Below are 13455 nucleotides of genomic sequence, written 5' to 3'. Positions count from 1 at the left end.
GGCCCCAGCGCCAGCCGGACGCCTTCAGGATCTCGGCGGTGCCGTCCCCGCGGCTGGTGCCCTCGATGATCGTTCCGGCCTCGGGGGTGTGGGTGATGGTGAGCATGTCGGTTCTCCTTCTCGGGTCGATGATCAGTCGTTGGCGAGGTAGTCGGCGGGCGTCTCGCTGCGGTCGTGCAGCGAGTAGGCGGCGGGGTACAGGTCGAGCGCTCGGGCGACCGCGACCGGCACGACGACATAGGCACCGGAAGCCATGTAGCCGATGCGATCCGCGGGCAGCGGCTCGACGGGCTCAAAGTGCTGCAACGTCACCCCGGCCACCGCGCGGCCACCGCTGCGGGTGACCAGGCGCACGGCGGGCGTCTGCTCGGTCACCGGGTCGTTGCCACCGGCGCCGACGATGACCACCTGACGCGCGGTCCGGCTGATGCCCTCCGCCCCGGGGCCGTGGTACTCGCTCTTGATGACCTCGGTACGGGTGCCGCGCTGCTGGCTCATGGTGTGTCTCCCTCTGGCTGATCGTTTTTCTTTGCCTCTCCGGCGGGGAAGACCGTTTGAGTGGAGGCGGCGGAGTGACGCCGATCACGGGCGAAATAAGCCCGCAGGGCGCGTCTGGGATCGGTGGCACGCAGCCGCTGGAGCGAAATAGGTTGAAACCGCGGAGAGGTAAAGAAAACGCAGGGGAATGGGCCGCGCAGCGGCCTCCCTCCCCCGGCATCGCCGGTGCCGCATCTAGCGGCCCCCGGAACGGGTAGCGGAAGAACGATCAGCAGCGCCCTACAGTGGGCGCATGCCTCCGCGACGCGCCCTCCGTCGCACGGATCGACGCCGGTTCTCGGGCCTGGTCTCACTCTCGGCCGTTGTGGCACTGCTCTCGGGATGCGTCGGTGACGTCCCCGGCCCTTCACCGACCTCGTCAGTCGTCTCCGCAGCGCGAGTGGATACCCGTCCGCTGTTCGATGAGGCGATGGCAGTGAGCATCACGCCGGGTGTGCGCGAGGTGGCGCGCGCGACAGAGGACTGGTGCTTCTCAGAGGGAGGAGGGAACCAGCTCTTCGGATCGGCGTCTGAGCTCTCGACCGTCTGTCTCTTCGGCGGCGGAATCGTGTTCGCTCTGAACGACACCGACCAGCAGGCGGCAGCCGCTGCCGTGGATGAGTTCCTCGCCACCAACGACATGTTCGGCCCGGGAGGAACGGTCGTTGACTCCCTCGTCGGGGTCGACCTAATGCAGGGCGGCGAACTCACCGGCGGCGGCGGGCGCAACCTCCCCGGGGGAGGTGCTCAGGGAGCGGCGACCGTGCGTTGGACACTCGTAGCCGCCTCCCGCTTCCAGGTCAGCGGCCTCCCGTTGTCTGAGGGGTTTAATCGCCAGTCCTACGAGGGAACGATCACGGAGTCGACTCCCGCAGAAGTGAGCGCGACGGGTGCCTCGTTCGTCCTGACCGTCCACATCTCCTGGCGGTACTTCTCGGGCAAGCGTGCCTAGCCTCCCTCCCCCGATTTCGCCGGTACCGCATCTAGCGACCCCCGGAACGGGTAGAGGAAGAGCGCAAGCTGCTGACGGGCGCCGCCGGCAGTGGGTCTAACGGCTTCGGTCGCCGCGGTCCGGCGCCTGCGTCGGCGTCGTGGTGGGGAAGCTGCGGGTGACGGTCGCTCGTGCTTGTGCGAGGGCCGTGTCGATTAGAGGTTCTCCGAACGCGGTACGCGACTTATCGACGTCGAGCGTGCGCGGCTGCCCTTCGGCGGAGGTGCTGTAGCGCCGGTAGCGCATAACGGTCAGTCCGGTGTCGGCCAGCTGCTCGGCGGCGACCTCGGGGAGGGAGCGGCCGCCGGGGCCGGCGTAGACGCCGCGGGCGTACTCGCTGGGCACCCATCGGCCACCGAGCTCGTCGGCGCCGTCGAGGGCGCGTTCATAGGACTGCTGCCAGCGGCCGGCGATGCGCGACTCCGACAGCTCGAACGGGACCTCCACGTCGATGACCTCGACGCTGTAGCCGACGGACCCGAGTCGCTGCCCCAGCTCGACGGCCTTCTCAGGCGAGGAGAGCACGGTGTCGATCACGACGTTCAGCCCGTCCCGCACCGCTTCGTTGCGGACGCGGATCGCGAGCTGCGAGGACTCCTCGTGCACGAGGGAGGCCAGCTCGAGCGGGAAGAACCGCTCCCCCGCCGCCTCAGCGGCGCGGACCTCGGGCGGCATGATCGCGCGGTCGTAGCTGCCGTCCTTGATCGCCTCGGTGAGCAGGGCGCGCTTGAACTCGTCCGCGTCCACGGTGAGCCACACGCCGCGGTCGGCGCCGAGCACGTCCGCGAGCACGGTCGACTTCCCGGCCCCGGGCGGGCCAGCGAGGATGATCGCCTTTCGCTCCGCGCGGACGTCGGGGAACTCGTCGCGGTAGGCGGCGACCAGGCGGTCGTGCAACTGCCGCCGCGCGGCGCGCGGCCGATCCACGCCGTCAGGTTCGCGGACGAACCAGTCGCGGTTATTGACCGTCGCCCGATCGCTGGCAGGGCTCAGCGGGCCACCGGCCCGAGCCCACTCGCGCACCGTCTCGCAGTGCGCGGCGATCGCTGACGAGTCCTCGCCCGTCACCGACCTTGCTCGCTGTAGCGGGTCAGGATCTCGTCGTACATCTCCGCGTCGATCAGGTGCTCGCTGAACGCGCGCCCGACGTCCTCGAACTCCCCCGCATCCGCGGTCGTCCAGTCGAAGCCGTCGCTGGGCGAGCCGGGTCGATAGGACCAGCGGCCGAGCTCATCGATGGTCTGCTCGCGCGTGAGCTCGCCGGCGTCGTAGCGCTGGGCGATTTCGTAGGTGGTGGCGCCGGAGAAGCCGGGGCGCACGTCCGGCACGGCGGCCGCCGACTTCAAGGCACTGTTCACGGAGGGCTGAGAGATACCGATCAGATGCGCGAGCTGCCTCTGCGTGGTGTCCTGCGCGGCACGGCGCAGCTCCCGCAGGTACGACACTCTCGTCACGACCTGACGGCTGCGCAGCCGGCGAACGGTGTCCCCATCGGGCCTCTGAGCGATCGACATAGCAACCACCTCCTATAGATCATTCTATCGAAGGACCGTCACGGTCAGTGAAAATACCCGAGCGGAGGGCGTGCTCAAGGATGGCGGCCGTGGACGTCTCCCCCAAGTCTGTTACTTACAGACCAACAGACTTCCGAATCTCGGCCTCCGACCCGCCCGCGATCTGATCGCTTCTCTCGAGAAGAAGATCGATCGCTACTCGGATGAGGGTGTTTTCCGTGATTCGCTCGGTCCCGGCGGGCCTGGTTCGCGTGAGTCGACGCGCGTGCGCAGTCAGCGCGGTGTACTGATCGTCTCGGATCTTCGCTTCTTTCCTGGCGAAGGACCGGTAGCCGGCTCCCTCAGCCGGGTCCTGTCGAGTTGCAGAGGCGTCGTCTTCCACTCCCGGCGACTTCGACGGCCGAAGAGGCTTCACCACCTCTGGGGATGCTTCGGGGGGAGTGAGAGACAGATCCGCCTGAGACGGCGTAGACAGCATTGCGCTGAGGTCCTGGCGGGCCATTAGGAGCTCCTCGTGGTCGAGTGCGCCCAAATGGAGGTGAGCTCCAGGGCGACTGCGTTGTAGTCGTAGATCGCATTGGCGGTTTGCCTGGTGTCGGGGTACTGGGTCACAACGTCTCCGGTGAGCGGCGAATCGCTGATCGATTTGTACTGTCGGATGTGCTGCTTGAAGCGAGGGAGCTTGAGGCTTACATCCACAAGATTGACCCAGTCTTCGAGGAGGTTCGGTACACGCATGTCCACCTTGCCGAGCAGGACTCGGTACGGAACATCTCGCGGCTCGATGAGCTTGCTGATCGTGTTGCGCGTCGGATCGACAGCAAGCGCTTCCGGAACCATCGGCACGATCGCGAAGTCGGAGACATCGAGAACGGCACCGAGGATCGCCGTATCGGTCAGGTTTCCTGGTGTATCTACGAAGACCACGTCGTACGGCAGCTCCCGCAGGCGTGTGAGCGTGTTGGGGTCGGTGTTCTCCGCGAAGTCGAAGGGCAGCCGCTCCCCCGCCCGAGCCGCCCACATGGTGGTCGACTGTTGGGGGTCGACGTCGACCACGAGCACTCGCGCGTTCTTGGCGGCGACGGCCGCAAGGTTCATCAGACTCGTCGTCTTCCCGACCCCGCCCTTCTGATTTGCCAGGGACACAATGCGCATGAATGTTCCTCTCACTTCCGTAATTACAGACTACCAAAGTTCGGCTTCAAATCACCAACTCCGGAAGTCTGTAACTTACGAAGTACGTGGTCGACCGCTACCCCGACGACCCAAGTTGCACCTGGTCGCCCTCCGAGCAGGGCTGACACATCGACGGATGCTCACGCAGCAGGTCTCCTCTGACGCTTGAGCTGATTCGTTCCACCAGGCCCAGGTGGCACGCGGAACTCCCCCCTGCCGCTACCAGCAGCTTCGGCCGACAGGTAAGCATGGCCCTACAGAACTACAAAGTCTGTAAGTCTGTAGCCACGGCCTCTTCCGTCTCCGCTGGCGCCATTGGGCTCCCCCTTGCAAAGTGACTTACAGAGTTTGTGATTCTGAAACTTACAGACAAAGGCGCTGCAGCGTGGAAACAAAGTTACAGACTTTGTAATTCTGAACCTTCCGAACTTCGGACTTACACCGCAATCTGGTTTAGGTTTCCACGCGCCGGCAGCTGCGGTCAGTGCGCGAACGCCGTCGCCAGTTCGCCCCAGTGGGTTGTGAAGCGTGGGGAGCGCGCGCCACGCTTCATCGCCCAGACGGGTCCCTTGCGGATCCCGGGCCGGCCGTGCAGCTTCGGGTCGAACAGTCGCTCGCAGGAGACGTAGAAGCTGTTGACGTCTACCAGGTCGATGCGCTGCTCAGAGTGCACGGTGGAGGTGGTGCAGGCAGACGGTCACGACGCCCCACACCTGGAGGTCGCTGAGCTCGGGGACGAGGATCGGCGGGTACTCGGAGTTCTCAGCTCGCAGGATCACGCCGCCGGGGGAGAGTTCGAGGCGCTTGACGGTGAGTTCGCCGTCGAGGATCGCGACGACGACGTTGCCGTGCTTGGGGGAGAGGGAGCGGTCGACCACCAGTTCGTCGCCGTCGCTGATGCCGGCGCCGATCATGCTCTCCCCGGACACGCGGACGATGAAGGTGGAGGTCTTGTCGCGGATCAGGTGGTCATTGAGGTCGAGGGAGCCGTCGAAGTAGTCCTGCGCGGGGGAGGGGAACCCGGCCGCTACCGCATCGCCGACGACGAGGAACGCGATCGCCACGGCGTCCAGAGCCGGAGTCGAGATCCGCTCCACGATCGTCACAGTCATCTCGGTACCTCCCAACCCGTTCGAACATATGTTCGATGGAAGTCGAGTGTAGGTCGGAGGGTCCGACAGCGCTCGTGTGCGCCAGTCGTTCGCACGTTCGGCGGAGCCGTCTCGGGCGCGTCGAGCTCGTCGGGGATCCGCGTCGACCTCGAGGGTCAGCGTCGGGGGCTAGGCAGCGGTGGAGGACCACCAGAGCGATCCGGGGGCGAGCATGCCGGTGCGTCCCCAGTGCAGCGCTTCTCGGTGATCGCCGCGGCCGGCGGCGTCGCGGGGGTAGAGCGGCCAGACGCGCTCACCGGGAGTGGTGTCCTCGAACAGGGGTCGGCTCGTGACGTGTCGGCGTCGAGGGCGTTGCCGGGGGGAGGAGGAGCGGTGGGTCAGCTCGGCTTGCCACCAGGCCCAGACCTCGCGCTCGACGTCGTAGCGGTGGGCTCGATCTGCGAGGGCTCCGTCGACACCGAGAGTTCGAGCTGCGGCAGTGCGGAGGTCACGCTTGGCGCGGGTCCACCCCGTCGTGTGCCTAATGACCAGCCGGTGTCTGCGCAGGCGGGAGAGTGCGGTGGCAGCGGTGCGGGTGGTGACTCCGAGCAACGTGGCGGCGGCGCCGAGGGCGAGGGTCCCTTCGCGGCGCAGCAGAGCGTAGGCCTTTCCTGCTAGGTGTCCCAGGCCGGCGCGGGTGAAGAGGTCGTGCCGGGTGTCGGTGAGGTCGGCTTCGAGCATGGTGAGGAGCATGGTTCGTTCGGTGAAGATCGGCCCGGGGGGGCGGGGGTTATTAGTGGTTGTGGCCGGACCTTGCAGGAAACCTGTGGAAAGGTGCTCGGACAGTCGCCATTCGCTGGCGTTCGAGCCGTCCGCGCGGACGGCGAGCTGCACGTAGCCGTCCTCGCGCAGCGTCCGCAGGGCGCTGGCCGCGGTGGTGCGGCCCAGGCCCGCGAGGAGGGCGAGGTCGCGGATGGACGCGGCGACGGTGCGCTTGCCGGTGTGCAGGGTGAGGTAGGCCAGGGCGGTGAGGATCGTCTTCTCCGACGTCGCCCGCTCGCTCCTGCCCCACCGGCCCGGGCTCACCCGGAACCGCTCGAGGAGGGCGCTGACTGAGCCGACGATGCTCTCCAGCTCCACCAGGTCGCGCGGCTCGCGCTCGGACGGGAGAACGGCGTGCAGGGCCGCGTACTGGAGTGCCTTCTGCCACTGCCGCGTCAGGCGCTCGGCCGCTTCGTCGCGCGAGCGCGGGCGGCGGTGGCCGCGGCCGGTGTTCTTGGTCCGGAAGTGCTCCATCCCGGGAGCGGTCCGAGCGGCGTGCTCGACGTCAGTCAAGGACCAGCCGGCGTGCGCCGCGGAAAGCAGACACATGAACGCCGTCCACGACGGGTTCGCACCTCCGCCCGCGGCCGCCATATGCCCGGCGCCGGCAGCGCTGAGCTGGCGGTGCGCCCGATGCGTGGTGGTCGGGGCGGCCGGGGGAGCAGCGTCGATGGCGCGTGGCGGGCGGGAGGCTTGCAGCGCAGCGGTCACGGCCTCGATGGCGGCCGCGGTGACGGTCGCGTCCAGCAGCTCCTCTGCGCGGCCGCGGAGAACGCTCGAGAAGCTGCCGTCGCGGTGCGGGGACAGGGGAGGTCGAGCGGCGCCGGTGCGGGGGTTGCAGAGCATCCCGTGATCCAGCGTGCGGAAGTTCGCGCGAGCGGCAATCGCCAGCCGAGCCACCAGCTCGGCCGGAGCACCCTCGGCGAGTGCGATCCACAGGTGCCGGCCGCCAGTCCCGGAGGACTGGCACACGAGATGAGCGACCTGGTGCGCGTCCAGAACGGCGGAGAGAGCGTCGCAGTCGTCCGCGGCCTGCTCCATGAGGTCCGCGTCGACGCCGTGGGAGTCCTTGCCGTCGAAGTCGAAGCAGAGCAGCCGGAACGCTCCCGCGTCGTCCGCAAGGTAGACGGCCCAGGGAGTGCTCGGGGCGACTGGAGAGATCAGGAACGCCGTGGGATACGCGTTCTCGTCCAAGCGCCCGTAGGCGTCGCGGCGCATCGTCCGGACAGTGCCGCGCGGGCTCAGCCGACGCGTCAGGGACCATGCGTCGCCGCCGAGCGTCGACGAGCTGCTACGGCGCGCCGAAAGATCCATCATTGAATCTCTCAGCCCGTCGTGTAATCTTTCGGGCATAGAGAAGCCTCCCGTGAGGGTGGTGACTTGATTAGCTCGGACCCGTTGCTTTGGTCGGTGTCGGGGTACGAGCTACGAAACTTGGTGAGGCCCGCTTCGGCGGGCCTCCTTCGTTTAAGCGGCGGAGATGTGCGCCTCCTGGTCGATATCGAACGTCGGTGCCAGCACGGGCAGGCGCCCGGTGGAGTCGCGGAGCTGATCTGCCAGAAGCTCGAAGTACAGCGAGCGGGAGACGCCTGAGGCCTTGGCGGCGCCGTCGACGTCGTCCTTCAGCACGTGAGGCATCTGAAACTCGACGGGCACGGTGACGGCGCCGTTGCGCGCGCGTCGCTTCTGCTTGATCGGAGCCATGCGTCCAGAGTGGTGATCTAACCCCGGGATTGTGCGCGCCACGCCGCGCGTAGGGCGGATCAATCCCGGGATTAAGCGCGATTGCTGCCGAGGGACAGGGGCGTCAGCCCAGGTCACGCCGTGACGGCCCCCACCCGCCGAGGCATGAGACTCCCGTCGAACAACCATGTCGGCACCCTACCAAAATAGGCGCCACTCTCGTACCGATTCAGGTACACCGTCCATAGGGTCAGCCAGGACTCTGCAGCCACTCGCGAACCGAGGCGTCGAATGCGTCCGGCGCGATGTTGTACTCCCAGGCATGCGCAGCGGGCGGGAGCAGGGCTAGCGCGCTCCGTTCGACGTTCACGCTCACGAAAGCCCGTGACAACGAGGCAGGCACCTCCCGATCTCCGTCTGAGTGGATGAGGAGGGTCGGAACGGTGAGTCTTGGTCCTCGGGTCCAGTCCAGGGCATCGAAATCGATGGGCCCGGGAAGTCCTACGAGGGTGCTGAGGGGGCGAGTGGAGAGCGCGAACGTCCCAAGCGCACCCACCACCGATGGCAGATGAGCGCGGCGCGCTCCAGCCCGAATGACCTGCCGCCAGTCGGTGGCGGGCGCGATGAGGACGAGGGCTGTGATGAGTTGGCGGTGTTGAGACCGCTCGGTGAGTTGAAGTGCGATGCCGCCACCGAGGGACCAGCCGAACAGAACGATGCTGTGCGCTCCATGCTCCACGGCGTAGCTGATCGCAGCATCGACGTCATCCCATTCGGTTTGACCGAGAGTCGACGCCCTGTTCTTCGTTGGTGGCCCATCTCCGTCACCTCGGAACGAAGGAACGAGCGACGTGTAGCCGAGCTTGCGTGCTGCCGGGACTGAGCGCAGCGCGGTGATGCGAGTGGTGCGGATGCCGTGCACGTGGATCGCCCAGGTTTTTTCGCCCTCGCCGCCGGTCGACGGGAAGAGCCACGCCGGACATGGGCCTGTTGGCGCGTCGACGTGGATCTCGCGCACGCGCGGGTCGATGTCCTCAGGACGCGCGAAGACGTGCCCGGTCCATCGGCCTTCGTGAGCGGTAGAGAGATCGCCGCCGGTGACTTGAAGAACCTCGCGGCGAACGGTCCGCTCGATCGCGTCGTGATACAGGATCCGGCCGACGAGCGCGTGGCCCCGATCGGAGTCGAACCAGAAGCCGTACTCGCCGTCGTGAAGGGTTTCGGGCGTGGCGTGGAGGGTGAGGCTGTCCGAGGTCGCCGAGAGGACCTGCACCGTCCTCTTGCGCCCGGGCATCACGACTCGCCGCCCCAGGACGACACCGACGCCTGCCAGCAGGGAGAGGGCAGTCACAGCGGCTCCCGCTACTCCTGCGACAGCTCTCACGCCGACTTGCCGGGCGCTCATCGAGTCCAAGCTCTTGTGGTCGCGGGGGAGGGGAGCTGTTCCATCACGATGGCCTCCGCCGCTGCGACGTGACGAGCGTCGGCTGGTGTCAGACGGCCGCGGTGAGCGTTCTCGAAGTCGCGAAGCGCGATGACCAGGTCGTACACGACCGCGATCGATGATTCGTCTCGAGCGCGACTTGACCCGTTCGTAGCCGGCATCACCGCGAGTCTGCCGGCGAGGCGGCGAAGTCGCCGTGCATGCCGACTGAGTCGCGCCTCGCGCATGGCCTTCTGCAGAGTGAATGAGGCGATTCCGGTGACGATGAGGATCACGCCGCAGTAAAACAGGAAGTCGAACGCGTTCCGCAGGAGGACGCGGAAACCGAGGTCGGTGACCTCGAAGTGGTCGAGGGACAAGACGATGATCTCGTCGATGCAGGCGAGGATGACGAGGCTGCTGCCTGCGACGAAGAAGCCGTAGGAGCGCGCTTTTCTGCGACGGAGACCAAGCAGGAGCATCGTCGAGATGGCGAGGATCGCCGTCATGTAGATACTGGCGTAAAGCCAGGTACCTGTCTGGGAGATGTGCTCGGTGATGAAAGTTTTCGAGGTGGGTTCCTTGTCGGTGATGAACAGGAACGGCACGACGAAGGACACGAGCATGGCGGCAAGGATGAGCTTCCTCGTCCAGAATCGCGGGGTGCTGCGGGACTGAAGGAGGGCTGCTCTCATGACCAACCAGAACGCGGTGGTCGCCAGGACGTTCTGGGCGAGGTTGATGTAGTTCTCGCCACCGAGAAACCGGTCCAATCCGGGGTGGACTCGGGTGAGGAGCGCGAGGGAGCCGACTCCGCTCGCGAGCCAGGACAACCGGCTCGAGGGCTGGGAGACAGCAGCGGGGATCCGGGCGACGAAGACGACGGCGAGGACCACAAGAGCGATCAGGGCTAGAGCCTGCATCTACCCGAAGACCTCCTCGTCCTCCCGGAAACGAGGACGCAGGAGTGAGCGGGAAAGAAGATGGGCGAGGTGCTCTGCTTCGCCTTCGAGGATGCGCCGGTCCCCATCAACGTTCTCGAGGTCCTCCAAGCCGCCTGCTTCTAGGAGCCGGCCGCGCACGACTCCGTTCGTCCCCCGGTAGGAGGCGACGGAAGAGTCGTCCCCAAGGACGTTGCAGCCGGGGTGGCGGAGGGCGATATGAGCGAGTTCGTGCAGGATGCAGTGCATCTGGTAGAGCTGGGTATCGGTCGAGCGGTAGAGAATCTGGGCCTCGTCGGGAAAATCGACCCAGAGAGCTGTGACCGTCTGCCAGTCATCGTCGTCGATGGCATCGACGTGGATCGGTTTGCCGTGCAGGTCAGAGACATGCTTGAGGAGGGCATCCAAGGTCTGATCGTCCTGGAACCGGTTCTCCTCGAACGTCTGCGTCGTGCGTGCGGCGACGTCGGCGTGTTCGAACCACAGGGCTTCGTTGCTCTGGGTGGTGCTCATTCGGTAGTGCCCTCCTTCGGAGTTCGCTCGATCGACAGAATCGCCTTGGTCACGGCGGCGAGCTGCTTCGCGTTCATGCCCCCCAGCGCTCGAGCACTGATGGAGGTGGCTCCGGTAGCCAATAGCGCCCGGTGGAAGCGGATCTCCGCTTCGATGAGCTCGCTGGCTTCGTCTTCACGCCTTGCAGTCAGGTACTCGTAGCTGACGCCGAAGAACTCGCTGAGACCGACGAGCAGATCGACCGGCAGCCGCGTGGAGCCCTCCAGCTCAAGCAGCTCATCCCAGTCCTTCGGCTCGAAGCTGATGTCACGACCGCGGATGGACTGAACGAGGGTGTCGAGAGTGAAGATCTGAGCATCCGCACTCGTCGGCCCTTCGGCGAGGAATCGGAGTCGTCGAGCGAACTCCCTGCCGTCGATGCGCTCAGCAGTGAGCTCTCCGCCACCGTCTTCGGGGTTCGGAGAAGACGCGAGCTGCAGCACTTCGTACGGTTCGACCCCGAAGGCTCCAGCGAGCTTCTCGATGTCGTTGGTGGTGAACGGCGCTTCGCCGCGCAGACGGATGTAGAAGTAGTTCGCCGAGATGCCTGCAGCACGGATGAGTTCGGTGTTGGTCAGCCGTGCACGATCGCGGAGCGTCTCGACCGCGCGGACCACGCGTCGCGAAAAGTCGGTCGGTCCCGGCGCCGGTCGTCTAGCCACCCCTGGAATGTACCAAAGATGATATAAGCCCATTTCGGTAACCGAATCGGGTTGCAATAGCTACCGAAATCGGTAGTTTTATCGTGTGCCTGCTTCTTCGTCTCGGTACTCAACCGTCCTGTTCGCCCTCGTCGCCTCCCTCCTCGTGAGCGGCTGCTCGTCGACCTCGCCGAGTGAGGCGTCTCATGAGAACGAGCTACCGACGACCGCCTCACCACTCCCCAGCATCCGACTCTTATCGCCGACGCCGACTCCCGAGGATGTACAGCCGGTCGATGCGGAGCCGTCCCCAGAATTGTCTCCGGTGAGCAGAGCCGTCGCGATTGCGACGGAAGCGGCGGTGGCGTTCTGCCGTCCAACGGTCGGTTACGACACCTGGATCAGCGAGCTCTACCCGTTTTTGAGCCAGCGGGCAGCAGTAGCCTACGAGACGGTCGACCCGGCAAACGTGCCCTGCACGAGCCTCGCGGGCGCTGCGACCGTCCGCGACGGTGACGGCGCGTTCACGATGCGCATCCTCGTCCCCACCGACGCGGGGGAGTACTCCGTGTACGTCCACCGCACCACGGAGAGCACTCCCTGGGCCGTCGAGCAGATCACCCCTCTCACCTCGGAGTAACGGGATGCAGAAGGGGGGACTGGGGGTGCTTGCAGCGGTCATGGTGCCCGTCGTGGCGGTCGCGATGCTGTTGTGGGTGCTGTTCTTCGGCGGCTCCGCTGCCGCGGCGTGCCTGCCGGGCGGGGGACCGGTCAGCGTGTCCGCTGTCCCTGCGGACGCGAAGGTCGGGGCCTACGGGCACGACCAGCTCGTGAATGCAGCACTGATCGTGAACGCAGGAGCGGCGAAGGGGCTCGGCGCGGACGGGCAGACACTGGGCGTGCAGACGGCGATCGGGGAGTCATCCCTGGTGAACATCGGCTACGGGGACGGTGCGATCAACCCGGACGGGTCAGTTGCCGACTCGATCGGACTGTTCCAGCAGCAGTCGAGCTGGGGCACCGTTGAGCAGCGAATGGACCCGACGACCTCGGCGGGCTTCTTCTACGACCGCCTCGTCGCGGTCGAGGGTTGGCAGTCGATGGAGCCCTCGATCGCGATCAACAAGGTCCAGCGCAACGCCGACCCGAACCACTACAAGAAGTACCGCGCTGACGCCGTGGGGATCATGACCTACCTCAACGGCCTCGGCAGCAGCACGACCGCACCTGCGACGACCGCTGCACCGGTCGGTGTTTCGTCTACGCCGGCCAGCACCGCACCTGCGACGGCTGCGCCGATCGGTGGATGCGTCGCCGTATCTGGCGACGCGCAGGCCCTCGCAGCCGGCCTCGTGACGGCGATGGAAGAGGGGCGCCTGCGACTGCTCGAGGACCGGTATGCGCAGCAGATCCGCGACATGGCCGCCGGAACCGCGAAGGAGAACTGCGGCATCGACGTGCGGATCCTCCAGATCATCACCATCGCGCTAAACACGTTCGGAAAGGTGGGCGTCTCCGACCTCAACCGCCAGTGCACCGGATCCCTCCTGGGCGCCGGCACCGGCTCTTCTCACTGGATGAACGGCGGCGGGAACGCGGTCGATTTCTTCTCCTTCGACGGCACGGCCACGACCGGCTGCGACGCGAACGCGCTCACGCTCCTCACCGTCCTGGACCCACAGGTTCCGGCGGGCTCGCGTGCCGGGCAGATCCAGTGCCGCTCGACCAGCTACCAGCACATCACCCAGTTCACAGACACCCCGAACCACCTGCACTTTGACGTCGCCTACGCCGACGGCCCCCTCACCACCGGATAGCCGGACCTTTTCGGCGCCCCAACCGGCGGCGCCGAACACCCCGCACCACCACCACACGAAACGGAGCACACCATGTCTGTACTCGCCCTCACCTCCGACCTGATCACAGCCGCCGGCAGCTTCGGGGCCGTCGTCCCCGACCCGGGCCCCGGGGGCATGCCGCCCGGATTCGAGGCCTTCACCACCGTCATGGGCTGGGCCAAGTGGGTCGGCCTCGGCGTCGCCGTCGTCGGCCTGATCATCCTCGGCGTCACCATGACCGTCTCC

General features: G+C 66.5%; 15 protein-coding genes and 1 pseudogene. 4 read left to right on the top strand and 12 right to left on the bottom strand.

The window, feature by feature from the left end:
* Positions 1-132: 132 nt before the first annotated feature.
* Positions 133-498, bottom strand: a complete 366-nt coding sequence (locus C5C95_RS16405; RefSeq protein ID WP_104324865.1) for a hypothetical protein — start codon at positions 496-498, stop codon at positions 133-135.
* A gap of 439 nt (positions 499-937) precedes the next feature.
* On the opposite strand from C5C95_RS16405, the gene C5C95_RS16400 reads away from it, so the two are divergent.
* Complete coding sequence (locus C5C95_RS16400; protein ID WP_181125744.1) at positions 938-1489, top strand: hypothetical protein; 552 nt, start codon at positions 938-940, stop codon at positions 1487-1489.
* A 96-nt stretch (positions 1490-1585) separates the two neighbouring features.
* On the opposite strand, the gene C5C95_RS16395 is transcribed toward C5C95_RS16400, so the two are convergent.
* The 11 genes from C5C95_RS16395 to C5C95_RS16340 all read right to left on the bottom strand — a co-directional run bounded on the left by C5C95_RS16395 (position 1586) and on the right by C5C95_RS16340 (position 11392).
* Positions 1586-2455: a zeta toxin family protein gene (locus C5C95_RS16395; RefSeq protein WP_258072688.1), complete on the bottom strand. Its 870-nt coding sequence runs from the start codon at positions 2453-2455 to the stop codon at positions 1586-1588.
* 137 nt (positions 2456-2592) lie between these two features.
* Positions 2593-3042: a hypothetical protein gene (locus C5C95_RS16390; RefSeq protein WP_104281100.1), complete on the bottom strand. Its 450-nt coding sequence runs from the start codon at positions 3040-3042 to the stop codon at positions 2593-2595.
* Between the two features lie 501 nt (positions 3043-3543).
* Positions 3544-4197 carry a ParA family protein gene (locus C5C95_RS16380; protein WP_056045660.1) on the bottom strand — a complete coding sequence of 218 codons (654 nt, stop codon included), beginning with the start codon at positions 4195-4197 and terminating at the stop codon, positions 3544-3546.
* Between the two features lie 502 nt (positions 4198-4699).
* Positions 4700-4891 carry a DUF4113 domain-containing protein gene (locus C5C95_RS17930; RefSeq protein WP_258071664.1) on the bottom strand — a complete coding sequence of 64 codons (192 nt, stop codon included), beginning with the start codon at positions 4889-4891 and terminating at the stop codon, positions 4700-4702.
* Complete coding sequence (locus tag C5C95_RS16370; protein WP_104324864.1) at positions 4881-5330, bottom strand: LexA family transcriptional regulator; 450 nt, start codon at positions 5328-5330, stop codon at positions 4881-4883. Before C5C95_RS16370 ends, C5C95_RS17930 begins: the two co-directional genes overlap by 11 nt.
* A 168-nt stretch (positions 5331-5498) precedes the next feature.
* Positions 5499-7349: a hypothetical protein gene (locus tag C5C95_RS16365; RefSeq protein WP_146082462.1), complete on the bottom strand. Its 1851-nt coding sequence runs from the start codon at positions 7347-7349 to the stop codon at positions 5499-5501.
* Positions 7350-7598: 249 nt separating this feature from the next.
* A complete protein-coding gene (locus C5C95_RS16360; RefSeq protein ID WP_056045669.1) occupies positions 7599-7835 on the bottom strand; it encodes a hypothetical protein in 237 nt (78 codons plus the stop codon).
* A 229-nt stretch (positions 7836-8064) separates the two neighbouring features.
* Positions 8065-9165 carry a S9 family peptidase gene (locus tag C5C95_RS16355; RefSeq protein ID WP_181125743.1) on the bottom strand — a complete coding sequence of 367 codons (1101 nt, stop codon included), beginning with the start codon at positions 9163-9165 and terminating at the stop codon, positions 8065-8067.
* Positions 9166-9215: 50 nt separating this feature from the next.
* Positions 9216-10133: a hypothetical protein gene (locus C5C95_RS16350; RefSeq protein ID WP_146084918.1), complete on the bottom strand. Its 918-nt coding sequence runs from the start codon at positions 10131-10133 to the stop codon at positions 9216-9218.
* 27 nt (positions 10134-10160) lie between these two features.
* Positions 10161-10691, bottom strand: a complete 531-nt coding sequence (locus C5C95_RS16345) for a hypothetical protein (RefSeq protein ID WP_104324863.1) — start codon at positions 10689-10691, stop codon at positions 10161-10163.
* Entirely contained in the window at positions 10688-11392 is a 705-nt protein-coding gene (locus C5C95_RS16340) for a helix-turn-helix transcriptional regulator (RefSeq protein WP_146082460.1), read from the bottom strand. The genes C5C95_RS16345 and C5C95_RS16340 overlap by 4 nt, the downstream gene beginning before the upstream one ends.
* Positions 11393-11696: 304 nt before the next feature.
* Between C5C95_RS16340 and C5C95_RS16335 the strand changes: the two genes are divergently transcribed.
* From C5C95_RS16335 to C5C95_RS16325, 3 genes and pseudogenes are all read left to right on the top strand, one after another.
* Positions 11697-12011: a hypothetical protein gene (locus tag C5C95_RS16335; RefSeq protein ID WP_104317974.1), complete on the top strand. Its 315-nt coding sequence runs from the start codon at positions 11697-11699 to the stop codon at positions 12009-12011.
* Positions 12012-12015: 4 nt separating this feature from the next.
* On the top strand, positions 12016-13188 hold the full coding sequence (locus tag C5C95_RS16330; protein ID WP_104281107.1) for a hypothetical protein: 1173 nt from the start codon (positions 12016-12018) through the stop codon (positions 13186-13188).
* A gap of 72 nt (positions 13189-13260) precedes the next feature.
* Positions 13261-13455 (top strand): annotated as a pseudogene (locus tag C5C95_RS16325) (hypothetical protein); the annotation flags it as partial.

The sequence above is a fragment of the Rathayibacter sp. AY1B7 genome (assembly GCF_002932735.1).
Taxonomy (GTDB): domain Bacteria; phylum Actinomycetota; class Actinomycetes; order Actinomycetales; family Microbacteriaceae; genus Rathayibacter.
The sequence above is the reverse complement of the archived record's forward strand: the minus strand, read 5'-3'. Positions and strand labels throughout refer to the sequence as shown.

Excerpts from the sequence above, each read along its gene's own strand:
- C5C95_RS16405 (WP_104324865.1), bottom strand. The coding sequence starts at position 498 with ATGAGCCAGCAGCGCGGCACCCGTACCGAGGTCATCAAGAGCGAGTAC.
- C5C95_RS16390 (WP_104281100.1), bottom strand. The coding sequence starts at position 3,042 with ATGTCGATCGCTCAGAGGCCCGATGGGGACACCGTTCGCCGGCTGCGC.
- C5C95_RS16380 (WP_056045660.1), bottom strand. The coding sequence starts at position 4,197 with ATGCGCATTGTGTCCCTGGCAAATCAGAAGGGCGGGGTCGGGAAGACG.
- C5C95_RS16370 (WP_104324864.1), bottom strand. The coding sequence starts at position 5,330 with ATGACTGTGACGATCGTGGAGCGGATCTCGACTCCGGCTCTGGACGCC.
- C5C95_RS16365 (WP_146082462.1), bottom strand. The coding sequence starts at position 7,349 with ATGCGCCGCGACGCCTACGGGCGCTTGGACGAGAACGCGTATCCCACG.
- C5C95_RS16360 (WP_056045669.1), bottom strand. The coding sequence starts at position 7,835 with ATGGCTCCGATCAAGCAGAAGCGACGCGCGCGCAACGGCGCCGTCACC.
- C5C95_RS16345 (WP_104324863.1), bottom strand. The coding sequence starts at position 10,691 with ATGAGCACCACCCAGAGCAACGAAGCCCTGTGGTTCGAACACGCCGAC.
- C5C95_RS16330 (WP_104281107.1), top strand. The coding sequence starts at position 12,016 with ATGCAGAAGGGGGGACTGGGGGTGCTTGCAGCGGTCATGGTGCCCGTC.